Raw genomic sequence first — 22,301 nt, 5'->3', positions numbered from 1 at the left:
TGTTAGTGCGGCCGACCCCTCCGCCGCTCTGGCAGGGTGTCATCGCCGCTGCGGCATTGATAGGCATCGAGACCGCCGTTGTCATCGTGCTGAAACATTTCGCTCCGACCATGGCATTCGGCACGGTGTACCTGCTCGGGGTACTGCTGGTCGGAATGGCCTGGGGGTTCGGATTAGCGGCGATCACCGCACTGGTGAGCGCCTTCGCGTTCGACTATTGCCGAAGCTGGCCGGACAGCTTCAATGTGACCCAGCTGCAGAACTGGGTGGTCGTTGCAGTCTTTTTCGTCGTGGCGCTGTTGGCCAACAGTCTTGCGGGGCTGGCCCGAGCAAGCGCCATCGAAGCCGATCGGCGCCGACACGAGGCCGATCTCGCCGCAAGGCAGCAGGCCGCGCTCCGCCGGGTCGCGACGTTGGTGGCGCGTAACGTTGCGCCATCGGAGGTGTTCTCAGCCGTCGTCGCGGAGTTAGCCAATTGTCTCGATGTCCAAAACGCGGCCTTGTTCCGCTATGAGCCTGACGGCACGGCTCTGTTACTTGCAGCGGCCGACGAACCTGGATTGCAGGAAATGCCTGTGGGCGAACGCTTTTCGCTCGATGGCCAGAGTGTTGCGGCGGCGGTGTGGCGAACCGGCCGCGCGGCACGAATGGATAGCCACGACTACGCTGCCGGGTCGGCGGCCGCCCGCATCCGGGCGTTGGGTTTGTGCTCAGCTGTCGGAGCCCCGATCATGGGCGGCAGCCAAGTCTGGGGAGCGGCCATCGCCGGTTCCTCTCGATCCGACGCCTTTCCACCCAGCGCGGAGCAACGTGTCAGCGACTTCGCCGACCTCATCACAATTGCGATTGCAAATGCCACTGCGCGTGCGGAACTGAGAGCGTCACGAGCGCGGATTGTCGCGGCCGCTGATGAGACGCGGCGGCGTATCGAACGGGATTTGCATGACGGTGCTCAACAGCGCCTGGTCTCATTGGGACTCAAGCTGCGCCTGGCAGAGGAGTCTGTTACCCCCGAGCAGGCGACGCTGCGGGCACAAATTTCCGACGTCGTTACCGGTTTGGTCGGTGTGTCGGACGAACTACGGGAGATTGCTCGCGGTATCCATCCGGCGATCCTGTCACGAGGAGGCCTCGGACCGACGCTGAAGACACTCGCGCGCCGCTGCTCGGTGCCGGTAGAACTGGATTTAGCGGTACCTCGGCGCTTACCCGACCACGTCGAGGTGGCCGGATATTACCTTGTGGCAGAGGCGCTTACGAATGTTGCTAAGCATGCGCAGGCGTCCCGGGTCCAGCTGGCTGTCAAAGCCGAGGATGACGAGCTTTATCTTTCGATTCGCGACGACGGGGTTGGGGGAGCCGACGCACGCAAAGGGTCTGGACTCATAGGCTTGGTGGACCGGGTTGAGGCCCTTGGGGGGCACATCGCCATTACGAGCCGTCTCGGCGACGGCACGTCGCTAGTGGTGAATATTCCCCTCGGACCCGACGGGCCGCCCGGTGGGCAGTCCAGCGAACCAGTGCCTCTCGAGACGTGAACATGGGTGCTAGCGGGAATGCCGGCTGGCCGCGTCCGTGGCCACAATGGCGCTGTGGAATCACCGGCTGAGCAGATCCGGGTTGTCATCGTCGACGACAACCCGGAATTCCTCGACTCGGCGAGACGGCTGCTTGAACACCAAGGGGCCCGCGTTGTCGGTGTGGCGTCAACGAATGCCGACGCGCTCCGGTCCGTCCAAGAGCTGCGACCCGACGTCACGCTGGTCGATGTAAATATCGGGGAAGAAAGCGGCTTCGATCTCGCGGAGGCTCTTCACGAGATCGACAGCGCGGCAACGGCCCCGGTCATACTGATCTCTACCCACGCCGAGCCCGACCTGACGGACATGATCGAGAGCAGCCCCGCCGTAGCTTTCCTCGCCAAGTCAGCGCTTTCCGCTAGTGCGATCACCGCAGCCCTCGGTCGCCCCGGCAAAAGCAAGTAGTCCCGCAGATCTCACGCAGTCCTTTGTGATGTGCGCTGCTCAGCGCCGGGCTCATTGCAGCTAGCTGGTAATGGCCAACTGCCGCTAACAGGGATGGTCAATGGGCGTTAGCAGCGAAGACTTTCTGTGTATACCGCGCGACGCTTACAGCTATGAAGAGCTACCCGTACGAAATACCGTCATCGCAGCTGGATTCCGTGGTTTGGCAAGCGAAGATGGCCGGAATTCCGTCAGGCGGATGCGGTGACGATGTCGATTGCGGGCAGCAGTCATTGCGACTTCAAACCGAAAACCCCCACAGCAGGCAGCTGTTTCGGCACCTCATCGCCACCGCTTTATTGGCCGTGATCACCGTCGTTTTCTGGCTGTCCCTGATCGGGTTCGCGCCGGGCGCGTACGCCCACGGTGCTGCGCGCACTAATCCAGCCGAGCAGTCAACCTCGGCGACGACTTCGTCATAACACCAAAGCGAAAGGGAGGCAAAGATATGATCACTGACCGCATAACCAATCCACTGGGGTTGGCCAAAGTCCTCGTCGGTGCCGTTGGAGCCGCCATCACCATAGGCCTGGCCGCGCCGGCTGGCGCCAGCCCGGTAATACCGCAACCCCAGGCCGCCCCGGATTTCCTGGCCGCCGCACGCGCGGCGGGCGTCACCGGAACGGATCCGGCGATGCTGGAAGACGGCTACAGCGTGTGCAGGAGACTGTGGGTTCGGCAGATGCCGGGTACTCAGGTAGCCGCTGACCTGGTGCACGACCATCCACAGCTGACCTTGCAACAAGCGGGGCAGTTCGTGCTGGCCGCATACCACGGCCTGTGCCCGGTGGCCGGCTCGTATGACTATTGGGCTTACAGCACCGGCTAAACGTCACCTCCCACATCAACCGTCAGGCCGGCACCCCGATTTCGCACGACTCATCGGGGTGCCGGCCTGACGATCAATCGTGCGGTCAGTGACTTTCCGGGTGCGTCCGTAGCAAGATGTGATCGGTCGAATGGCCGAGAGGACGTGGCCGCATGGGAGTGGACTCCAGCAACACGCACAGTGCGCCGGGAGAAGAAGCAATTTCGCGGAGTAGCGCTGTGCGCGTGATTGTGGCTGACGACGACGTCCTTCTTCGTGAGGGGTTGGCGAGCCTACTCGGGCGCTCCGGGTTCGACGTTGTCGGCCAGGCAGGCAATGCCACCGAAACTCTTGCTCTAGTCCGTGCGGAAAATCCGGACTTGCTTGTCATCGACATCCGTATGCCGCCAACCAACACCACCGAGGGTCTTGACGTCGCAGGAGTCATCCGGGGTGAACTGCCCGAAATCGGCATTTTAGTTTTGTCGGCGCATGTTGACGTGGAGCATGCGGTGGAGCTTTTGTCCAGCGGTCATGCCATCGGTTATCTCCTCAAGAGTCGGGTCACAGACGTGGCGGAGTTTGTCGATTCACTACAACGGATCGCCAATGGCGGCTCAGTAGTCGATCCTGCGCTCATCCAGGAGTTGGTCTCCGGACGTCGACGCGAAGATCCGCTTGCTGTTCTTAGTCCTCGGGAACGCGAGGTGTTGGCGCTGATGGCGGAGGGGCGCACCAACGCGGGCATCGCCCGTCGACTGTGGCTTACCGAAGGCACCGTCGAGAAGCATGTGCGAAGCATCCTGAACAAGCTGAACCTGCCTGAGACCGCCGACGATCACCGCCGCGTTCGAGCGGTGATCACTTTTCTCGAGTCTCGGTGACATCGCGTCGGCGAGTGCCGCGTATAAGCTCTGACGGCCGCGCCCGGGGCGGTATACAACTTGTTAACGTGGAATGATCTTTGATTGAAGCCACGCCGCACTCGCTTGGGATGGTCATGACCGATTTGCTTGATCTTTTCCATCAGTTGGTGCGCTTTGAAACCGAGCTGTGGAACGCCGTTGATGGTCGGCTGCGCGACGATTTCGACCTGCCATTGAGTAGGTTGGAGCCAATGCAGGTGATCGCCCGCCATCCATCATGCCGAGTGAACGATATCGCAGAGGAACTGTCGATAACAATCGGCGGAACCAGCAAGCTTGTCGACCGCATCGAAGCGGCCGGCTACTGCGTTCGCCGTGCTAATCCCGAAGACGGCCGATCTTCCGTCATCGAGCTCACCGCGGCGGGACGACGACTCCTGACCAAGGCCACCAAGGCTTTTGAGGACGAATTGGAGACCCGCATTGGGTCGGCGGTCTCGGCGCGCTCGTTGCAGCAGTTGTACACATGCATCGTCAAGCTGCGCGCTGCGAACGCGAGCGAGGACGAGGGACGACGGAGCGCATGACGTCCGTCTAGGCACGCTGCCGAATCAGGATTATCATTCCATGGAATGTATATCCTGCCTGTGGAGGTGGCGAAGTGCTGGCAGCGTGGTATGACCGGCAGGGCCCGGCCGCTGAGGTGCTGCAGGTCGGCAAGATGCCGAACCCCGAACCGGGACCGGGTGAAGTGAGAGTCCGGCTCAGGCTCTCCGGTATCAATCCGGGGGACACAAAGAAGCGGTCAGCCTGGCAGAGCACGCCGATGAGTTACCCGCGGGTCATCCCGCACAGTGACGGCGCCGGTGTGATCGATGCCGTCGGCGCGGGCGTGCAGAGCAACCGGATCGGGCAACGGGTTTGGACTTATGGCGCGCAGTCGTATAGGCCGTTCGGCACCGCAGCGCAGTTAACTTGCGTACCAGAGCCGCAGGCGGTTCCGCTTCCGGATGAAGTCTCCGACGAGATCGGCGCGTGTCTCGGCATTCCGGGCATCACCGCGCATCGGTCCGTTTTCAGCGACGGGGCGGTCGCAGGCAAGACGATCCTGGTGCATGGGGTGCTGGGTTCGGTGAGTTCACTGGCCGCTCAGCTGGCCCACTGGGCCGGAGCGACCGTGATCGGCACGGTGGTTCGCAGCGGTGACCTCGAAAACGTTGACACCTCTGTGGTTTCGCATCCCGTTGCGCTCGACGACGCGGATCCGGCTGCTGCCATCCGTGAACATGCGCCCGACGGGGTGGATCGTATCGTGGACGTGGGTTTCTCCGACAACGCCGACCTGGACGCGGCAGTGGTGGCCAATGACGCAGTCATCGCCACCTATGCGAGCCGCGCCGAGCGACCCGAAATACCTTTCTGGCCGTTGTTGTTCGCCAACGTCACGCTGCGGCTGCTCGGCAGCGACGACTTCTCCCCCGCCGCCAAACAGCAGGCGGGTAGGGATCTGACCGCGGCCGCACGAGACGGTGCGTTGAGAATTCCCGTCGCGCCCGCTCACCCGTTGGCCGAGATCGTGGCAGCGCACGAGCACGTCGACAACGGACCCCGCAACGGCCGGGTTCTTGTCGCGATCCCGGGCTGAATCACGTCAGGAGAAGGCGGCCTGCGCGCAGGTGCTCGGTGAGGTGATGTTGTTCCCGCCGTAGACCACTTGGATGTGGGTGCACATGATGACGGGCAGGTCGGTGCGCGGTTGCCCGGTCCGCCAGTCCGTCGAGTCGATCCGGCCGGTGGTCTGGTACTTGTCCGGCGCACCCTCGCCCATGTAGATCGTGGTGACGTTGTCGTGCCCGCCTTCTTTGAAGACCCGGTCATATTGGGAGGTGGCGTGCACATCCAAATAGACCAGCCGGTCGCTCGACCGGATGTCGGTGCTCTGGCGAGACCACAGGTCGGACGGGAATCCGCTCACGCCGTCGCCTGCCTTCCGGTCGGCGCCGACGGTGAAGTCGCAGCTGCCGTTGGCGCGATGGCAGTCGAGCACGGCGCGCGTCTCCAACTGGGTGCCGTCGTTGAGGGGCATCAGTGTGGTGGCGGTGTTGCTGGCGGCCGGGGAGATCGCCGGTGGGGCCAACGCCAGCATCAGGCCGACGCCAGCCAGTGCCATCACCTGCCGCTTCATCCTGGGTCCTCTCGCCTGCGGTCTGAGCAGAACTTACGCTGCGGCTACTCGTCGTAGGTAACTTCGACCGAATCGGTTTCCGGGTGAGACTGGCAGGCCAGGATCAGCCCGTCGTCGAGGTCCTGCTGCTCCAAGATGTCGTTGGCTTCCATGCTCACTTTGCCGCTGCGCAGGGTGGTGGTGCAGGCGCCGCAGTGGCCCTCGCGACAGGAGAACGGCGCGTCCAGGCCGGCATCGAGCAGCACGTCGAGCAGCTTGGCCTTGCGCGGCCACGACACGGTGTGCGTCTGCCCGTCCAACTCGACCACTGCGGTCGCAGGTGGCTCGTCGCCGGTGTCGTCGATCTTGACCACGGCGAACGGATCGGTGTCCAGCGACCGGAACACCTCGAGATGTACTTGCTGCGCAGGCACATTCAGGCATTCGAGGGCTTCGCGCGCTGCGGCCATGAAGGGTCCCGGGCCGCAGATGAACGCCTGCCGGTCGGTGAACGGGGCGGCCAGTTGCGCCAGCGCGGTCGCCGACGGCAACCCTTGCAGCGACTCCAGCCAGTGCACCACGGTCAGCCGGTCGGGATATTTGGCGGCGAGCTCGCGCAGTGCGTCGCCGAAGATCACCGAGTGGTCGTCGCGGTTGGCATAGAGCAGCACCACCCGCCCGCTGCCCTCGGACAGCGCCGATTTGCAGATCGACATGACCGGGGTGATCCCGCTACCGGCCGCGAGCAGCAGGAAGTCGTCATCGAGCGTCTTGGGCACGAAGGTGCCCGACGGAGCCAGCACGTGAATCCGCATGCCGGGATGGGCGTGGTCGCACAGCCAGTTCGACGCGTACCCGTCGGCGGTCCGCTTGACGGTGACCGTGAGCGCGTCATCGGTGAACGGCGAGCTGCACAGTGAATAGCAGCGCGCCACCGAACCGGTGCGATCGCTGGGGACCCGCAGCGTCAAAAACTGGCCGGGTGCATACCGCAGCCGGTCGGCAGGAATGCTCGCACCGTCAGGCACGGCGAAGACCAGCGACCGCGCTTCGTCGGTCTCGGCGAGAACGTCGGCGATCTCCAGTTCAAGGACATGGCTGCCAAGCGGCTCGTCGGGAACCTCGTCGATCACGACTTCCGGCACTGCCAAGTCCTCTCGTCCGTTATAACTAGAACAGGTTACAGAAAACTCGATTGGTGGCGCTACCAGTCGCAGGAATAGCGTGCTCGACACAAATCGGAACGTGTTCTAGTCTCTGTCTAAGTAAGCCACCTATGGAGGAACCCGTGACGTCTATTCAACAACGTGACGCCCAGTCGGTCCTAGACGGCATCGACGAACTGCTGCCCAAATTGCGGCAGCGGGCCCAGGAGACCGAGGACCTGCGCCGGTTGCCGGACGCCACGGTGAGCGAGCTTCAGGAGATCGGTTTCTTTCGGTTGCTACAGCCCAAGCAGTGGGACGGCCTGGAATGTGACCCCGCGCTGTTCTACGAGGCGGCTCGTCGCCTGGCGAGTGCGTGCGGTTCGACCGGCTGGGTGAGCTCGATCATCGGCGTGCACAACTGGCACCTGGCGCTGTTCGACCAGCAGGCCCAAGAGGAGGTGTGGGGCGAGGACACGAATGTGCGGATTTCGTCGTCGTACGCCCCGATGGGTGCGGGCGTCGTGGTCGACGGTGGCTATCTGGTCAGCGGCTCGTGGAACTGGTCGTCGGGCTGTGACCACGCGACGTGGGCATTTCTCGGCGGCCCGGTCATCAAGGACGGCCGGCCGGTGGATTTCGGCAGCTTTTTGATCCCGCGCAGCGAGTACCGCATCGACGACGTCTGGCATGTCGTCGGCCTGCGCGGCACCGGCAGCAACACCGTCATCGTCAAGGACGTCTTCGTGCCCCGGCACCGGTTCTTGTCGTACAAGGCGATGAATGACGGCACCGCGGGCGGCTACCAGACCAATACCGCTCCGGTTTACAAAATGCCGTGGGGCACCATGCATCCCACGACCATTGCGGCACCGATCGTCGGCATGGCGTACGGCGCGTACGACGCGCATGTGGAGCACCAGGGCAAGCGGGTGCGTGCGGCGTTCGCCGGCGAGAAGGCCAAGGACGACCCGTTCGCCAAGGTTCGTATCGCCGAGGCAGCCAGCGACATCGACGCGGCCTGGCGCCAGTTGAGCGGCAACGTCGCCGACGAGTACACGCTACTGTCCGCCGGCAAGGAGATCCCGTTCGACCTGCGCGCTCGCGCCCGCCGCGATCAGGTGCGTGCCACCGGGCGCGCGATCGCCTCGATCGACCGCCTGTTCGAGGCCTCCGGGGCCACAGCGCTGGCCAATGACGCACCGGTGCAACGCTTCTGGCGCGACGCGCACGCCGGACGGGTGCACGCGGCCAACGACCCCGAGCGGGCTTACGTGATCTTCGGTAACCACGAGTTCGGGCTGCCGCCCGGCGACACCATGGTTTAGGTATGACCGCTACTGAGGAATTAACTTTCGAGTCGACCTCGCGGTTCGTCGAGGTTGACGTCGACGGACCGCTGAAGCTGCACTACCACGAGGCGGGCGTCGGTCACGACCAGACGGTGGTCCTGCTGCACGGCGGCGGTCCCGGCGCGGCGAGCTGGACGAACTTCTCGCGCAACATTCCGGTGTTGGCCGAGCGTTTTCACGTGCTGGCCGTTGATCAGCCTGGCTACGGCCATTCCGACAAACGCGCCGAACACGGCCAGTTCAATCATTACGCGGCTAGGGCGCTCAAAGGGCTCTTCGACCAACTCGGTCTGGGACGCGTTCCGCTGGTGGGCAATTCATTGGGCGGAGGCACTGCGGTCCGGTTCGCGCTGGACTACCCGGACCACGCCGGACGCCTGGTGCTGATGGGTCCCGGCGGGCTGAGCATCAACCTGTTTGCGCCTGATCCGACCGAGGGCGTCAAGCGGCTTGGGAAATTCTCCATCGAGCCGACCCGAGAAAATCTCGAGGCGTTCCTGCGGGTGATGGTCTACAACCAGAAGCTGATCACCCCGGAGCTTGTTGATGAGCGTTTCGCGTTGGCAAGCACGCCGGAGTCACTGGCCGCGACGATGGCGATGGGAAAGTCTTTCGCTGGGGCTGATTTCGAACTCGGCATGATGTGGCGCGAGGTCCACCGGCTGCGTCAGCCGGTGCTGTTGATCTGGGGCCGCGAAGATCGGGTCAACCCGCTCGACGGCGCGCTGGTCGCGCTGAAGACCATCCCGCGCGCGCAGCTACATGTCTTCGGGCAGTGTGGACACTGGGCGCAGGTGGAGAAGTTCGACGAGTTCAACAAGCTGACCATTGATTTCCTGGGAGGTGCGTAAATGAGCATCCGCTCGCTGGGCTACCTGCGCATCGAGGCCACCGATGTGGCGGCGTGGCGGGAATACGGCCTGAAAGTCCTCGGCATGATCGAGGGCAGTGGAACCACTGACGGCGCGCTGTATCTGCGCATGGACGACTTCCCGGCCCGGTTGGTGATCGTGCCGGGTGAGCACGACCGGCTATCGGAGTCTGGTTGGGAATGCGCGAATGCCGAAGGCCTGCAGGAAATCCGGAATCGGCTCGACGTCGAGGGCACGCCGTACAAGGAGGCCACCGCCGCTGAGTTGGCCGATCGGCGGGTAGACGAGATGATCGGGTTCTCCGATCCCTCGGGTAATCGCCTGGAGGTGTTCCACGGCGCCGCGCTGGAGCACCGCCGCGTCGTCAGCCCGTATGGGCATACGTTCGTCACCGGTGAACAGGGCCTGGGTCATGTGGTGATGTCCACCCGCGACGACGCCGAGGCGCTGCACTTTTACCGCGATGTGCTCGGCTTCAAGCTGCGCGACTCGATGCGGCTGCCGCCTCAGTTGGTGGGCCGCCCCGCCGAAGGGCCGTCGGCGTGGCTGCGCTTCTTTGGCTGCAACCCGCGCCATCACAGCCTGGCCTTCATGCCGGCACCGACGCCGAGTGGGATCGTGCACCTGATGATGGAGGTCGGGGAGGCCGACGACGTCGGTCTGTGCCTGGACCGGGCGTTGCGCCGCAAGGTGCCTATGTCGGCCACCCTGGGTCGGCACGTCAACGACCTGATGTTGTCCTTCTACATGAAGACACCTGGCGGATTCGATATCGAATTCGGTTGTGAGGGCAGGAAAGTCGACGATGACGACTGGATCGCCAGGGAAAGCACCGCTGTGAGCCTGTGGGGCCACGACTTCACCATCGGCTTCAAAAGCTAGCCTCAACACTGTGTCTGCTGCGCCGATAGACCCGCGCACGTTCCGCGGCGTGCTGGGTCAGTTCTGCACCGGAATCACGATCATCACCACGGTGCACGACGACGTCCCGGTCGGCTTCGCCTGTCAGTCGTTCGCGGCGCTGTCGCTCGAGCCGCCGCTGGTGCTGTTCTGCCCCACCAAGGTCTCGCGCTCATGGAAAGCCATCGAGGCCGCCGGGAAGTTCTGTGTCAACGTGTTGACCGAGAGCCAAAAGGATGTGTCGGCGCGGTTCGGCTCCAAGGAACCGGACAAGTTCGCCGGTATCGACTGGAGCGCTTCGCCTTCGGGTTCGCCGGTCATCGACGGATCGTTGGCGTACATCGACTGCACGGTGGCGTCAGTGCACGATGGCGGCGACCATTTCGTGGTGTTCGGGGCGGTGCAGTCCCTTTCGGAGGTGCCCAAGATCAAGCCACGGCCATTGCTGTTCTACCGCGGCGACTACACCGGCATCGAGCCGGACAAGACCACGCCGGCGCAGTGGCGTGACGACTTGGAGGCGTTCCTGACGACGACCACCCAGGACACCTGGCTGTAGCGGATTTGCGCCGAGGCCATACTGATCTCATGCCGCAGGTGCCCCCCGCGCGTTACCTACTGAGGGCGAAAGATTTCGTCGACGCGCGCTACGCGGAGCCGATCACCGTGGCGGACCTGGCCGCGGCGGCGGGGTTGTCGCGGGCGCATTTCAGTCGGATGTTCACCAAGACGTTCGGCGAGTCGCCTCGCGCCTATCTTCAGAGCCGCCGACTGGAGCGGGCGGCGGCGTTGCTGCGTTACACCGACCGCTCGGTGGCCGAGATCTGCGTGATGGTCGGGCTGCAGAGCATCGGATCGTTCACCACTAGCTTCGCGCGGGTGTTCGGCAAGCCCCCGGCGGCATACCGGGCGAGCATGCCAGCGGCCGCTGTACATGCCCGGGTGCCGAGCTGCATTCTGCAGCGCGACACGCGGCCGGCGCGGGACAGCCGCATCAAGACAGCACACGGGGAGAAGACGGGCGGGCGTGGCGGACCGTAGCGTCGGCCTCATGTTGAAGATCGCCAGCGCCCACCTGTGGGTGCATGACCAAGAAGTCGCGTTGAAATACTGGACCGAAAAGGTGGGCATGGAGGTCCGCCAGGATGTCAGCCTGTCCGAACTGGGCTTCCGGTGGCTCACCGTCGGACCGCCCGGCCAGGACGACGTGTCGATCGTGCTGATGGCGGTCCCGGGCCCACCGGTGATGGATGACGCCACCCGGGAGCAGGTCATGGAAGTCGTCGCAAAAGGCTTCGCGGGCACCGTATTCCTCACCACCGACAACTGCCAGGTTGCCTACGAGCAACTCAAGGCCCGCGGCGTGGAGTTCACCGAGGCGCCGCATGAAATGCCTTATGGCATTGACTCCGGATTCCGCGACCCGTCCGGCAACAGCGTGCGGCTGACGCAACTGAGTGAGATCCCTGGCGGCGTCGGCTGACCAAGGTCTGGCTGATCGGCGGCTTTCGCGCTCGCTACGCTCTGCGATGAACATTCTGTCGCGGGAGACGGGGCTGCATTGATCCGGTTTGGCTTTGTCGCATTGTTGACGGCTCTTGCGGCGGCATTGCTGCTCTTGGCCGTCGGGGGGTCGTGGGGCTGGTGGATTCCCGCAGGGGTAGTCGCGGTCGCCGCGGCCGTTGGCATCCACGACCTCGTCCAACGTAAGCACTCGGTGCTACGCAACTACCCGGTCCTGGGGCATATGCGGTTTCTGCTGGAGGCGCTGCGCCCGGAAATACAGCAGTACTTCATCGAACCGAGTTTCGACGGCCGCCCGTTCGACCGTGAAACCCGCTCGTTGATCTATGAGCGGGCCAAGGGCACCGCCAGCGAACAGGCTTTCGGGACCGAGCGCGACATCGATCAGGTCGGCTACGAGTATCTGGTGCATTCGACGCGCCCGGTCGATCCCCCCGATGAGCCGTTCCGGGTGCGAATCGGCGGCCCCGATTGCGCCCAACCGTATGACATGGCGTTGATGAACGTCTCGGCGATGAGCTTCGGCGCGCTGTCGGCCAACGCCCTGCGCGCGTTGAACAACGGCGCCCGCAAGGGCGGGTTCGCCCACGACAGCGGGGAAGGGGGGCTGACGCCCTATCATCTCGGTGGCGCCGATGTGATTTGGGAGATCGGGTCGGGCTATTTCGGCGCTCGCACCAAAGACGGTGCGTTCGATCCGGAGCGGTTCGCGGACAAGGCGGCTCACGATCTGGTCAAGTGCGTCTCGCTCAAGTTGAGCCAAGGTGCCAAGCCCGGCATCGGCGGCGTCCTGCCCGCCGCGAAGGTCAGCAAGGAGATCGCCGGCTATCGCGGCGTGCCGGTCGGTGAGAAGTGTGTCAGTCCGGCGGCGCATTCAGCGTTTCACACCCCGCGTCAACTGATCATGTTCGTGGCGCGCCTGCGTGAACTGGCCGGCGGGAAACCGGTGGGCTTCAAGCTGTGCGTTGGTTCCCGGGTCGACGTGCTGGCGGTCTGCAAGGCGATGTTGGCCGAAGGGGTAACGCCGGACTTCATCATCGTCGACGGAGCCGAAGGCGGAACCGCGGCGGCGCCGCTGGAATACGAAGATCACGTTGGCCTTCCGCTCACCGACGGATTGATGACCATCCACAACGCCTTGGTGGGAACGGGTCTGCGGGACAGGATACGGATCGGGGCGAGCGGCAAGGTCGCCACTGGAAACGACATCGTCAAGCGCCTGATCCAGGGTGCCGATTACACCAACTCGGCCCGATCGATGATGATGGCGGTGGGCTGCATCCAATCTCAGCGGTGTCACACCAACCACTGCCCGGTCGGCGTCGCGACCCAGGATCCGTATCGTGCCCGAGCTCTCGATGTCGCAGACAAGAGCGAACGCGTATACCGCTACCAGCGGGCCACCGTCGCCCAGGCGATGCACATCATGGGCTCGATGGGCGTCTCCCACCCTTCGATGCTCAATCCACACATGCTGCGCAAGCGCGTATCGGCCACCTCGCAACGTTCGTACGCCGAGCTCTACGAATGGCTGGCCCCGGGAGCGCTGCTCGAGCATGCGCCGGCCACGTGGCGGTCGGATTGGGAAGTCGCCGACCCGGACTCGTTCAGTCCCGTCGGCCGCGGCCACAGCGCGTAGGCGGCGCGTGCGCACTAATGCCAGCGGGCCTGGTGGTCGGCGTGCGTGGGCAGGTAGGCGCCCGGGCCGAAGAACTCGTCGTAGAAGTCAACGTCGAGATGTTGCGCCTGCAGGTACATCAGCACATGCACGGTCGGTACGGTGCCGGGCAACTTTCCGAAGGCATCGTAGATGTAGGACGCTTCGACCGTGACGAGTTCCTGAATGTCCTCGGCTGGCAGCGCGGAGGCGCGCACCTTCGGGGTATCCGACCATGGCCCCGGCGTATCCGGGTGAAACGGCCCGCCTGGACCGTATTTTCGCGTGACCAGCTTGTCTACCCCGGCCGCGACCGAGGGCACATGCGGTGGGCTGAGCGTCTCGAAGTATCCGGGCAGCCCGGTCACGTTGGGGAAGGGCCAGCGTTCGTCGTCGTCGGCGACGAAACCCAGCCCGGGTGCGCTCGGATCACCAGAGCCACCCAACACCGACAACCGATTGAGCCCGTCGTAGGTCCAACCGCCGAGACCCATTGCCTGCAGCGCCAGCACCCCGTTGTTGGTGGCGATCGCGAGTTCCGCGCTCGTCTCGGTGAGCGTGTACTGCTCGACGAACGACAGCGGGATCGGGTCGTCGGCGTGCGAGAGCGAGGAAAACCGTTCCAGGCCAGCGATGTTGCGGCCATGGATGTCATCGAAGATCGGATAGCCGTTGGCCGCGAAGAACCACAGGTTTTCCATCAGATGCTCGGCGAGGTCAGCCACCGGGAAGGCCAACAGACTGCCCGGGTGGTTGCCGATCCAGATGTTGTGACCTTCCATGTGCGGTTCCTCGCGCGGCAGTTCGAGGCGGGTGTCCGAGATACGCACATAGGACTCCGCGGTATGACTGATCCACTCTTCGATGCCGTCGAATTCGCGGGGATGCTCGTCGCGGCTGGGTAATAGGTAGGTGCCGGTATCGTCGGTGAAGAACAACTGGCTGGTGTGGAATCCGGCGGCCGACGGGAAGGTTCGCCCCGTCGCGCTGCCGGAGTAGTTGGGAAACAACGGCGCATAGCTGGGGTTGTGAGTGATGCCGAAGTTCCAGCCGGTGACGCCGCCAGTAGCCGAAACGAGCACTGCCCGTTCGACTTCCGATAACGGCTGCACTGGTCGACGACTGGTATAGGCCAGCGCTCCAGCGGGAATCCGCCCGCCGACCGGGAACCGGCGCGACCGTCGCCCGGTCATCGCGGCGAACAGCGGGAAGTGCGCAAGCTGGGCCAGCGCGGCGTGCTCGGCCTCGGAAATAACCAGGCTCACCGTGGTGGCCTCCTCATCGCGCGTAGGTGGTTTCAGTGTTGGCGTCCTGGAACATCTCCGACACGATGACCCACGATCCGTCGCCTTGGCGCTGCAATGCGCGTAGCGAGAAGTTATCCCGGTCAAGCGTTCCGCCGCCGACCAGTCCCTGACCTTTGATCCGCAGGTGTGCTGACACCAGAACGACCTCGGGTGTCAGCACCCGAAAACTGATCTCGGGCGGGCCCTCGGGTTCGCCGCGATTGAAGTTGTCATCGGCGAACAGGCCGCTGAGGTAGTCGACGATGTCCTCGCGCCCCCGTTTGACCGTGCCGAAGGCGTTGACCCAGTCGGCGTCGTCGGAATACACCGCATGCAGTGCCTCCGCATCGCGGTCGCGAAACCCTCTCAGCAACGTCAGAAGCGTTTTGCCAATCGCCTGCTGATCATCGGGCGGCAGATTCGAGAAGTCGGTCATGTCGGGATGCTAAGTGCCGCGATGAACTTTTGGTCGAAGTATCGCGTGGTAGCAGCAGACGGTTGAAGAAGGAACTGCGAGAGTCTGAGAGGTTGTGAGATGAGTCCGCTGCTGATGGTGTACTTCTGGGTCGGCACACCGTTCGCCGGATATGGCCTGCTGAGACTGCAAGCACGGCTCGAGCGGTGGGACTACGACCGGCACGCCGAGGACTGAGGGGCCGGGGCGTCTTTTGAAACTTCGAATCCTGGTTATCGGCGCGGGTGTGAGCGGCATTTCCGTCGCCCGCGGATTGCTGCGCGACGGACACGACGTCACCGTCTTCGACCAGCGACCGAACGTGACGCCAGGCGGTGGCGCCGTCACCATCTGGTCCAATGGCGCGACGGTGCTTGAGCAGTTGGGTGTCGACATGGACGGAGCCGGGCAGCTGTTGTCCACCGTGCGGGTCATGACATCCACCGGTCGCCCGCTCGCCACCGTGGACCTCAACGCGATGGTGAACCGGCTGGGCGCGCCCGTTCGGATGGTCCCACGTCGAATACTGCTGGAACGAATACTCAAAGGGTTTCCGAGCGACCGCGTCCGATGCAACTCCCGGGCCGCCGGGGTGGTCGGTACCCCCAACGGTGTGCGGGTCGATTTCGAAGACGGTAGCTCAGCCGACGGGGATCTGTTGATCGGTGCGGACGGCCTGCACTCGGTGGTTCGCGGTGTCGTCGGCGGGCAGCCCGCGAAGTCGACTGGCTGGTGCAGCTGGCAGGGGCTGGTCACTCTCCCGGGCATCTCCGACCCGCACATCGCAACCATGATGGTCGGCGAGCATGGAAACCTCGGCTTGTGGCCGGCTGGGGGCTCCGCCCTGCAATGGTGGTTCGACTTGCCCTGGTCGTCTGACTATGTCAGACCGGACCGCCCCATCGAGATGATCCGGGCGCACTTCACCGGATGGTCCGACACGGTCGATCAAGTACTCGCGACCTTGACCGATGACGATCTGGCCCCTTCGCCGTTCCCGCATTTTCGGCATCCGATTCCCCGCGCCGGCGCGGGCGCGCTGACATTGCTCGGCGATGCCGCACATGCGATGCCGCCCACGCTCGCGCAGGGGACTAATCAGGCGCTGTTGGACACGATGGTTTTACGCAAGGCTCTGTCAGATTTCCGAAACGGCAGCAGCCACAACAAGAGTGAACTCGCAAGCGCCCTGCGCTGGTACGAGAGCACCCGACGGCGCAAGGTCAAGGCCGTGTCCTGGTTGACCACGCAGCAAGTGTCGCGCCCGGAGTCCGTGCTACGGCCGGCGGCGCTGATCTCAGACCGGTTCATGACGTGGGCGTTGACGATGTTCCTGCGTTGGGTCAGTCACGGCGACATCTCGGCGGAGTTCAGCCGTGACCCGGGCCCCGCGCTGGCTGCGGAGGTGGGGTGATGTCGACGACCGTCAGGGTGCCGCCCGCCAAACTGGCCCGCGTTGTGGAGTGGATTCGCCACCACCTCTATCGGCTCAATCAGCGGTTGATGCCCGCCCCGGCGGCGATGATGGAGATGATCATTGCCACTTGGACGTCTCAGGCGATCACGGTGGCGGCCGAGTTGGGTGTTGCCGACGCCCTCGCCGACGGGCCATTGCCGATCGACGAATTGGCGGCGCGGGTCGGTGCAGACGCCGACGCGCTGCACCGGCTGTTGCGGGCGTTGATCGGCCGGGGCGTGTTTCGTCGCCGCCTCGACGGCCGCTATGAGCTGAATCCCCTTGCCGATGCCCTGCGTTCCGACGCGCCGATGTCGATGGCGTGGGCGGCCCGATTCTACGGCTCGCGTGAGCAGCGCGAACGATGGACCCGGCTGGTGGATTCGATCAGAACGGGACGATCGGTGGTTCCGGTATTGCACGGCAAGGAGAGCTTCGACTATTTCGCCGAGTATCCGCAGCACGCTGAACTGTTCAACCGGACCATGACGAGCATTTCGGAGTTGACCGATGCTTCCGTGGTGGCTGGCTATGATTTCAGCGCCTACCCAACGATCGTCGATGTCGGTGGCGGGCAGGGTCCATTGCTGGCCACCATTCTGGCGGCGGCGCCGGCCTCGCAGGGCGTCTTGTACGACTTGCCGGTGGTGGTGTGCGCCGCGCCGACGCTCTTGTGCAAGCACGATGTTGCTGATCGGGTGCGTATCGAGACGGGATCGTTTTTCGACAGTGTTCCGGGTGGCGGCGACGCGTACGTCCTGAAGAACATCATGCACGACTGGTCTGACGAGAAGGCGGTGCAGATCCTGCGCAATGTTCGCGCCGCAGTCGGCCCCGGAGCCACGGTATTGCTGATCGAATTGGTGATACCCGACCACAACCGCGACTTTCCAGGGAAATGGGCGGATCTGGAGATGCTGCTGAATCTGGCGGCGCGCGAACGCACCGCAGCCGAGTACCGAAAGCTGCTCAGCCAAGCCGGATTCCGGATGACGCGGGTAGTGCAGACCGCTTCACCGCTCAGCGTGGTGGAGGCCCGAGTCGCCTGACCAGGTTGTTGTTGGTTCAGAATGGCCGACATGACACTGGATCTGGACGGTTACTTCGAGAGGATCGACTATCACGGCGCTGTAGCGCCAACGTTCGATGTACTTCAGGATCTGATTACGGCTCACACTCGAACGATTTCGTTCGAGAACCTCGATCCGCTGCTGGGCGTGCCGATTGACGACCTCAGTCCAGAGGCTTTGACCGACAAGCTAGTTCGCCGGCGCCGTGGTGGCTACTGCTACGAACATAACGGTCTGATGGGCTACGTGCTGGAGGAACTCGGCTTCGGCGTGCGACGGTTTGGCGCCCGAGTGGTCTGGACGGTTGCCGCGGGCGCGCCGGTACCGTCACAGACGCACACTCTTTTGGCAGTGACGCTCCCCGGCAGCCAGCAGCCCCTTCTCGTCGACGTAGGTTTCGGCGGCCAGACGCCGACGTCGCCGATCCGGCTGGAGACGGGCGGCGTCCAGCAGACAACGCATGAGCCGTACCGCCTTCAGGATCGCCGCGACGGTCTGGTCTTGCAGGCCCTCATCCGTGGCGATTGGCAGTCGCTCTATGAATTCGCCACCAGGACGGCACCGCCGATCGATCTGAAAGTGGGCAGCTGGTATGTCTCGACTCATCCGTCGTCGCATTTCGTGACCAGCCTGATGGCTTCCCTGGTCACAGCCGACGGGCGATGCAACCTGTCTGGTCGCAACCTCGCCATTCACCGTGGCGGCGCGACCGAGAAGGTCCGCCTCGACGATGGGTCGGCGGTTGTCGACACCCTGAGCGACCGCTTCGGCATCAACGTGGCAGACGCAGGAGAGCGCAGGGTGCTCGAAGCCCGCATCGACGAGGTTGCGCCTTAGCGCACCGAGCCCCTTATTGGCCCGGCAGCCACGACCCCATGCGGCGCAACGCCTCCTCGATGTCGCTCGTCGGCCCGGCGAACGACAGCCGGACGAACGATCCACCATGCTCAGGATCGAAATCGATACCGGGTGCGATCGCTACCCCGGTGTCGGCCAACAGCTTTGAGCAGAAAACCATCGAGTCGGCGGTGAAACTCGAGACGTCGGCGTAGACGTAGAACGCGCCGTCGGTGGGCGCCAGTCGGTCGATGCCGATGTCGCGCAGACCGTCGAGCAGCGTGGTGCGATTGACGGCGTACTGGTGCAGATGTCCGTCGGCTTCTTCGACGGCTTCGGGGGTGAACGCCGCGACGGCGGCGTGCTGCGACAGCACAGGCGGGCAGATGGTGAAATTTCCGGTCAGGCGGTCGACCGCCCGACGCAGGTCGGGCGGCACCAGCAGCCAACCCAGCCGCCACCCGGTCATGGCGAAATACTTGGAAAAGCTGTTGACCACCATCGCATTTCGCGATGTGCTCCAGGCGCAGCTGGTTTGTGGCGCGCCCGGGTAGACCAGCCCGTGATAGACCTCGTCGCTGATTAGCCGAACCCCCGAGTCATCACACCAGGAGGCGATCGCGGCGAGCTCGGCGGGCGGTATCACCGTTCCCGTCGGGTTGGCCGGGCTGGCTACCACGACGCCCTGAACCGGTGGGTCGAGCTCGGCGAGCATCTGCACGGTGGGCTGAAACCGGGTCTCCGGCCCGCATTCGATCAACACGACTTCGCACCCGAGCGCCGCCAAGATGTTCCGATAGCACGGGTAGCCGGGACTGCTGACCGCCACCCGGTCACCGACGTCGAAGCAGGACAGGAAGGTAAGCAGGAAGCCCCCCGATGAGCCGGTGGTCACCACTACGTCGTCCACATCGACCTGCAAGCCATGACGATCCAGATACGACGCCGCGATGGCAGCGCGCAGCTCTGGAATACCCAACGCCACCGTGTAGCCAAGCTGATTCAGATGTAGCGCCGCCGCCGCGGCAGCGCGCACCGGCTCAGGCGCCCCGGCACTCGGCTGGCCCGCCGATAGGTTCACCAGATCGCCGTGACTGCGCTGGCGCTCCGCGGCTGCCAGCCAGACGTCCATCACGTAGAAGGGTGGGACCCCGGCGCGCAGTGCGACGTGATCGCTCATGTCGCCAAGGCTAGAACACTTCAGATTCGAGCCGGCGCAGGTGTTCGCGCGCCGGACCCAGCAGCTGCGAACCGCCGTGCGCCCGTTTGAAGTACAGCTGCATGTCATGTTCCCAGGTGATGGCGATACCGCCGTGCAGCTGAATGCCTTCGGCGGCCACCGTGCTGAACGCCTCGGTGGCAGCGACACGGGCCAACGCCGCCGAGGTTGCCGAGGGCGCATCTAGCGCGTCGTTCACGACGGCGCGCGCGGCCTGCACCCCGACGTAGAGGTCGGCCATCCGGTGTTTGAGCGCTTGAAAGCTGCCGATCGGCCGACCGAATTGCACTCGTTCCTTGGTGTATTCGACAGTCAGCTCGAGGCAGCGAGCGGCGGCGCCGATCTGCTCGGCGGCCAGCAGGATCGCTGCGACATCACCGATCCCGGGATCGGCGCCCAGTGGTGCGGTGCTCTGCGGCGTCAGGTGGGCCAGCCGGCGGGTGGGGTCCAGGGTGGGAAGCGGCTCGGCGCGGAACGCCGTCCATCGGTTGAGTTTGCCGCCGTCGGTTGCGACGACGATGTCGGCGATGTCGCCGTTGACCACATAGTCGGGGTCGAACACCACCGCCCCGATCGCCGCGCCTTCGGCCAGCGATCCCAGCGCGTCGGCGTCGGGATCGTCTGCGGCCAGCAGCGCCAGTTCGGCCAGCGTGGTGCCGAGCAGCGGACTGGGCACCAGCACCTTGCCGAGTTCTTCGAGGACGACGGCCGCGTCACCGAGACTGCCGCCGGCGCCGCCGTATTCCTCAGGTACCACCAGCGCGGCAGCCCCGACCTGCTCACACAGCAGCCGCCACAGGGATTCGTCGTAGCCATGCTCGGATTCCATCGCCTCGCGAACTGCGGAGGGCGAGGCATGCTTTGCCACCAGCGCCGCCACGGTCTCGCGCAGCAGTTCCCGTTCTTCACTCATAGCCGCCGCTCCTCCCCATCGCTGCGCTCTGCATCGTCGCCGCCGCGACTCATAGCGCCTCCAGGACTCGCCGCCGGTGGGTGGCCGGGTCACCCCAGGCCGACCGCAGCGCCTGCACCCGCAGCAGCCACAGCGACAAGTCGTGTTCGGCGGTGAAGCCGATGGCGCCGTGGGTCTGCAGCGCCGACCGGGCGGCCAGCAAGGCGGCGTCAGACGCCGCAGCCTTGGCCGCACTCACGTCGCGCGCGGTGTCGAGGGACTGATCCGCCAGCGACAGCGCAGCCCCGTATACCAATGGCCGGGCCAGCTCGAGAGCGATATGCACATCGGCCAGCTTGTGCTTGATCGCCTGGTACGAGCCGATGACTCGGCCGAATTGGGCGCGCTGCTTGGCGTAGTCGACCGCGGCGTCCAGCAGCGCCTGGCCGGTCCCGAGAAGTTGCGCGGCGGTGGCCAATGCGCCGAACTCGTAGGCGCGCGCGACATCGGCCCGCCACGCTTCGCTGACGACGTCGGCGTCGAACAGGTGACGGCTCGGGTCGACGGACTCGTGCCGGTCGCCCACGTGTGCTTCGCTGACCCGGCCATCCGCTTCGGCGGCCAAGACCAGCCCGGCCGCGTCGCCGTCCACGGCCCGCGGCACCTGCGGTGGCAGCACGACGGTGACCATCAGCTCGCCGGCCGCCAGCGCGGCGCACCGGTCATCCTCGGCCAGCAGGATCGGTGCTACCGCAATGGACTCGGTGACCGGACCGGGCACACACCAGCGTCCCAGCCGCTCCAGCGCGACGACCAGGTCGACCGGATGCGCGTCGAGGCCGTCGAACCGCTCCGGCACCGCCAACGCGGTGACTCCCAGGTCGGCCAACTGCGCCCAGACCTTGCGGCCGGGCGCAGTGTCACCGTCGGCCCAGGCGCGCACCGCCCCAGGAACATCGGCCGCGGCGAGTGCCCCGTCGATACTGGCTGCGAAGTCGCGCTGTTGCGCGTCAAGGTCAAAATACACAGCATCTCACCTTCGGGATTCCCGGGGCAGCCCCAACAGCCGCTCGGCGACGATATTGCGCTGAATCTCATTGGTACCGGCGTAAATCGGGCCGCCGAGCGCGAACAGCAAGCCGTCGGTCCAGGTGCCTGCCAGCTCGGCGTCGGCGCCGTGGATGTCCAGCGCAGTCTGGTGCACCGCGACATCCAAGTCGGACCAGAACACTTTGGTAACGGAGGATTCGGCGCCCAGTTCACCACCGTTCGTCAGCCGGGTCACGGTGCCGAAGGTGTGCAGCCGATAGGCCTGCGCTTTGATCCACGCGTCGGCTACCTGATCACCGAAGGCGCTGTCGCCGTGGGTCTTCCACAGCTGCGCCAGACGTTCGGTGGCGGCCAGGAAGCGTGCCGGACTGCGCAGCGACATGCCGCGCTCGTTGCTCGACGTGCTCATCGCGGCCCGCCAACCGCCATGCACCTCGCCGATCACGTCGGCGTCGGGCACGAAAACGTCGTCGAGGAAGATCTCGCCGAACCCGGTGTCGCCGCCGAGTTGGGCGATCGGCCGCACGGTGATTCCGTCGGCCTTCAGGTCGAACATGAAATACGTCAGCCCCCGGTGGCGCTCCGCTTCGGGATCAGACCGAAACAATCCAAAAGCTCTGTCGCCGAACGGCGCCCGCGAACTCCAGATCTTCTGGCCGTTGAGCAGCCAACCCCCGTCGGTGCGGGTCGCTGTCGAGCGCAGTGAGGCCAGGTCGCTGCCGGAC

The 22,301-nt window shown here is 64.7% G+C and carries 25 protein-coding genes; 17 read left to right on the top strand and 8 right to left on the bottom strand.

The genetic code is table 11. The annotated features are described in order from the left end of the window. The 7 genes from VNW74_RS24840 to VNW74_RS24810 form a co-directional block, all read left to right on the top strand. On the top strand, window positions 1-1,538 hold a 1,538-nt coding region (locus tag VNW74_RS24840; protein WP_325681774.1), incomplete at its 5' end, for a GAF domain-containing protein. Window positions 1,539-1,592: 54 nt separating this feature from the next. Further along, window positions 1,593-1,985 (top strand): response regulator, encoded by a 393-nt coding sequence (locus VNW74_RS24835; protein WP_325681772.1) that lies wholly within the window; start codon window positions 1,593-1,595, stop codon window positions 1,983-1,985. 152 nt (window positions 1,986-2,137) lie between these two features. Next, complete coding sequence (locus VNW74_RS24830) at window positions 2,138-2,446, top strand: hypothetical protein (protein WP_325681771.1); 309 nt, start codon at window positions 2,138-2,140, stop codon at window positions 2,444-2,446. Between the two features lie 26 nt (window positions 2,447-2,472). After that, a complete protein-coding gene (locus VNW74_RS24825) occupies window positions 2,473-2,853 on the top strand; it encodes a DUF732 domain-containing protein (RefSeq protein ID WP_325681770.1) in 381 nt (126 codons plus the stop codon). Between the two features lie 152 nt (window positions 2,854-3,005). Continuing rightward, complete coding sequence (locus VNW74_RS24820) at window positions 3,006-3,716, top strand: response regulator transcription factor (protein WP_325681769.1); 711 nt, start codon at window positions 3,006-3,008, stop codon at window positions 3,714-3,716. 116 nt (window positions 3,717-3,832) lie between these two features. After that, the gene (locus VNW74_RS24815) at window positions 3,833-4,285 is read left to right on the top strand and encodes a MarR family winged helix-turn-helix transcriptional regulator (RefSeq protein WP_325681767.1); all 453 of its coding nucleotides are present in this window, start codon (window positions 3,833-3,835) and stop codon (window positions 4,283-4,285) included. 74 nt (window positions 4,286-4,359) lie between these two features. Next, window positions 4,360-5,343 (top strand): NADPH:quinone reductase, encoded by a 984-nt coding sequence (locus VNW74_RS24810; RefSeq protein WP_325681765.1) that lies wholly within the window; start codon window positions 4,360-4,362, stop codon window positions 5,341-5,343. A 6-nt stretch (window positions 5,344-5,349) separates the two neighbouring features. On the opposite strand, the gene VNW74_RS24805 is transcribed toward VNW74_RS24810, so the two are convergent. Beyond that, window positions 5,350-5,883: a hypothetical protein gene (locus VNW74_RS24805; RefSeq protein WP_414686765.1), complete on the bottom strand. Its 534-nt coding sequence runs from the start codon at window positions 5,881-5,883 to the stop codon at window positions 5,350-5,352. Window positions 5,884-5,927: 44 nt separating this feature from the next. Then, window positions 5,928-6,995, bottom strand: a complete 1,068-nt coding sequence (locus VNW74_RS24800) for a ferredoxin--NADP reductase (protein ID WP_325681778.1) — start codon at window positions 6,993-6,995, stop codon at window positions 5,928-5,930. Between the two features lie 155 nt (window positions 6,996-7,150). Here VNW74_RS24800 and hsaA point away from each other — a divergent pair, with 155 nt between their 5' ends. The 7 genes from hsaA to VNW74_RS24765 all read left to right on the top strand — a co-directional run bounded on the left by hsaA (window position 7,151) and on the right by VNW74_RS24765 (window position 13,294). Continuing rightward, window positions 7,151-8,335 carry a 3-hydroxy-9,10-secoandrosta-1,3,5(10)-triene-9,17-dione monooxygenase oxygenase subunit gene (gene hsaA / locus VNW74_RS24795; RefSeq protein ID WP_325681763.1) on the top strand — a complete coding sequence of 395 codons (1,185 nt, stop codon included), beginning with the start codon at window positions 7,151-7,153 and terminating at the stop codon, window positions 8,333-8,335. Window positions 8,336-8,337: 2 nt separating this feature from the next. Further along, window positions 8,338-9,210 (top strand): 4,5:9,10-diseco-3-hydroxy-5,9,17-trioxoandrosta-1(10),2-diene-4-oate hydrolase, encoded by an 873-nt coding sequence (hsaD, locus tag VNW74_RS24790; protein ID WP_325681761.1) that lies wholly within the window; start codon window positions 8,338-8,340, stop codon window positions 9,208-9,210. Further along, window positions 9,211-10,113 (top strand): iron-dependent extradiol dioxygenase HsaC, encoded by a 903-nt coding sequence (hsaC, locus tag VNW74_RS24785; protein WP_325681759.1) that lies wholly within the window; start codon window positions 9,211-9,213, stop codon window positions 10,111-10,113. Between the two features lie 10 nt (window positions 10,114-10,123). Beyond that, on the top strand, window positions 10,124-10,690 hold the full coding sequence (hsaB, locus tag VNW74_RS24780; protein ID WP_325681757.1) for a 3-hydroxy-9,10-secoandrosta-1,3,5(10)-triene-9,17-dione monooxygenase reductase subunit: 567 nt from the start codon (window positions 10,124-10,126) through the stop codon (window positions 10,688-10,690). A gap of 29 nt (window positions 10,691-10,719) precedes the next feature. Then, window positions 10,720-11,172, top strand: a complete 453-nt coding sequence (locus tag VNW74_RS24775) for an AraC family transcriptional regulator (RefSeq protein WP_325681755.1) — start codon at window positions 10,720-10,722, stop codon at window positions 11,170-11,172. Between the two features lie 10 nt (window positions 11,173-11,182). Continuing rightward, complete coding sequence (locus VNW74_RS24770; RefSeq protein ID WP_325681753.1) at window positions 11,183-11,614, top strand: VOC family protein; 432 nt, start codon at window positions 11,183-11,185, stop codon at window positions 11,612-11,614. A gap of 78 nt (window positions 11,615-11,692) precedes the next feature. Beyond that, window positions 11,693-13,294, top strand: coding sequence for an FMN-binding glutamate synthase family protein (locus tag VNW74_RS24765; RefSeq protein WP_325681751.1), 1,602 nt, complete (start codon window positions 11,693-11,695; stop codon window positions 13,292-13,294). Window positions 13,295-13,308: 14 nt separating this feature from the next. On the opposite strand, the gene VNW74_RS24760 is transcribed toward VNW74_RS24765, so the two are convergent. Both VNW74_RS24760 and VNW74_RS24755 read right to left on the bottom strand, forming a co-directional pair. Beyond that, on the bottom strand, window positions 13,309-14,577 hold the full coding sequence (locus VNW74_RS24760; RefSeq protein ID WP_325681749.1) for a hypothetical protein: 1,269 nt from the start codon (window positions 14,575-14,577) through the stop codon (window positions 13,309-13,311). Between the two features lie 13 nt (window positions 14,578-14,590). Then, a complete protein-coding gene (locus VNW74_RS24755) occupies window positions 14,591-15,034 on the bottom strand; it encodes an SgcJ/EcaC family oxidoreductase (protein WP_325681747.1) in 444 nt (147 codons plus the stop codon). A 244-nt stretch (window positions 15,035-15,278) separates the two neighbouring features. Between VNW74_RS24755 and VNW74_RS24750 the strand changes: the two genes are divergently transcribed. From VNW74_RS24750 to VNW74_RS24740, 3 genes are read left to right on the top strand one after another with little or no spacing between them, the layout of a single operon-like run. Further along, the gene (locus VNW74_RS24750) at window positions 15,279-16,466 is read left to right on the top strand and encodes an FAD-dependent oxidoreductase (protein ID WP_325681776.1); all 1,188 of its coding nucleotides are present in this window, start codon (window positions 15,279-15,281) and stop codon (window positions 16,464-16,466) included. Then, entirely contained in the window at window positions 16,466-17,557 is a 1,092-nt protein-coding gene (locus tag VNW74_RS24745) for a methyltransferase (protein ID WP_325681745.1), read from the top strand. Before VNW74_RS24750 ends, VNW74_RS24745 begins: the two co-directional genes overlap by 1 nt. 30 nt (window positions 17,558-17,587) lie before the next feature. Further along, window positions 17,588-18,415: an arylamine N-acetyltransferase gene (locus VNW74_RS24740; RefSeq protein WP_325681743.1), complete on the top strand. Its 828-nt coding sequence runs from the start codon at window positions 17,588-17,590 to the stop codon at window positions 18,413-18,415. A 13-nt stretch (window positions 18,416-18,428) separates the two neighbouring features. On the opposite strand, the gene VNW74_RS24735 is transcribed toward VNW74_RS24740, so the two are convergent. From VNW74_RS24735 to VNW74_RS24720, 4 genes are all read right to left on the bottom strand, one after another. Then, the gene (locus VNW74_RS24735; protein ID WP_325681741.1) at window positions 18,429-19,595 is read right to left on the bottom strand and encodes a pyridoxal phosphate-dependent aminotransferase; all 1,167 of its coding nucleotides are present in this window, start codon (window positions 19,593-19,595) and stop codon (window positions 18,429-18,431) included. Between the two features lie 10 nt (window positions 19,596-19,605). Beyond that, window positions 19,606-20,547 carry an acyl-CoA dehydrogenase family protein gene (locus tag VNW74_RS24730; RefSeq protein WP_325681739.1) on the bottom strand — a complete coding sequence of 314 codons (942 nt, stop codon included), beginning with the start codon at window positions 20,545-20,547 and terminating at the stop codon, window positions 19,606-19,608. A gap of 49 nt (window positions 20,548-20,596) precedes the next feature. Next, window positions 20,597-21,553, bottom strand: a complete 957-nt coding sequence (locus VNW74_RS24725; RefSeq protein WP_325681737.1) for an acyl-CoA dehydrogenase family protein — start codon at window positions 21,551-21,553, stop codon at window positions 20,597-20,599. A gap of 6 nt (window positions 21,554-21,559) precedes the next feature. After that, window positions 21,560-22,301 (bottom strand): acyl-CoA dehydrogenase family protein (locus VNW74_RS24720; protein WP_325681735.1); only part of this gene is annotated, 742 nt, incomplete at its 5' end.

It is taken from the genome of Mycobacterium sp. (assembly GCF_035570115.1).
Lineage (GTDB): Bacteria > Actinomycetota > Actinomycetes > Mycobacteriales > Mycobacteriaceae > Mycobacterium.
Note: the sequence above shows the minus strand (reverse complement) of the source record. Positions and strands in the feature narration are given on the sequence as shown.

Bases quoted from the DNA above. Each gene is read 5' to 3' on its own strand.
- VNW74_RS24830 (WP_325681771.1), top strand. From the start codon at position 2,138: ATGAAGAGCTACCCGTACGAAATACCGTCATCGCAGCTGGATTCCGTG.
- VNW74_RS24825 (WP_325681770.1), top strand. From the start codon at position 2,473: ATGATCACTGACCGCATAACCAATCCACTGGGGTTGGCCAAAGTCCTC.
- VNW74_RS24820 (WP_325681769.1), top strand. From the start codon at position 3,006: ATGGGAGTGGACTCCAGCAACACGCACAGTGCGCCGGGAGAAGAAGCA.
- VNW74_RS24815 (WP_325681767.1), top strand. From the start codon at position 3,833: ATGACCGATTTGCTTGATCTTTTCCATCAGTTGGTGCGCTTTGAAACC.
- VNW74_RS24805 (WP_414686765.1), bottom strand. From the start codon at position 5,883: ATGAAGCGGCAGGTGATGGCACTGGCTGGCGTCGGCCTGATGCTGGCG.
- hsaD (WP_325681761.1), top strand. From the start codon at position 8,338: ATGACCGCTACTGAGGAATTAACTTTCGAGTCGACCTCGCGGTTCGTC.
- hsaC (WP_325681759.1), top strand. From the start codon at position 9,211: ATGAGCATCCGCTCGCTGGGCTACCTGCGCATCGAGGCCACCGATGTG.
- VNW74_RS24775 (WP_325681755.1), top strand. From the start codon at position 10,720: ATGCCGCAGGTGCCCCCCGCGCGTTACCTACTGAGGGCGAAAGATTTC.
- VNW74_RS24770 (WP_325681753.1), top strand. From the start codon at position 11,183: ATGTTGAAGATCGCCAGCGCCCACCTGTGGGTGCATGACCAAGAAGTC.
- VNW74_RS24755 (WP_325681747.1), bottom strand. From the start codon at position 15,034: ATGACCGACTTCTCGAATCTGCCGCCCGATGATCAGCAGGCGATTGGC.
- VNW74_RS24745 (WP_325681745.1), top strand. From the start codon at position 16,466: ATGTCGACGACCGTCAGGGTGCCGCCCGCCAAACTGGCCCGCGTTGTG.
- VNW74_RS24740 (WP_325681743.1), top strand. From the start codon at position 17,588: ATGACACTGGATCTGGACGGTTACTTCGAGAGGATCGACTATCACGGC.
- VNW74_RS24735 (WP_325681741.1), bottom strand. From the start codon at position 19,595: ATGAGCGATCACGTCGCACTGCGCGCCGGGGTCCCACCCTTCTACGTG.
- VNW74_RS24730 (WP_325681739.1), bottom strand. From the start codon at position 20,547: ATGAGTGAAGAACGGGAACTGCTGCGCGAGACCGTGGCGGCGCTGGTG.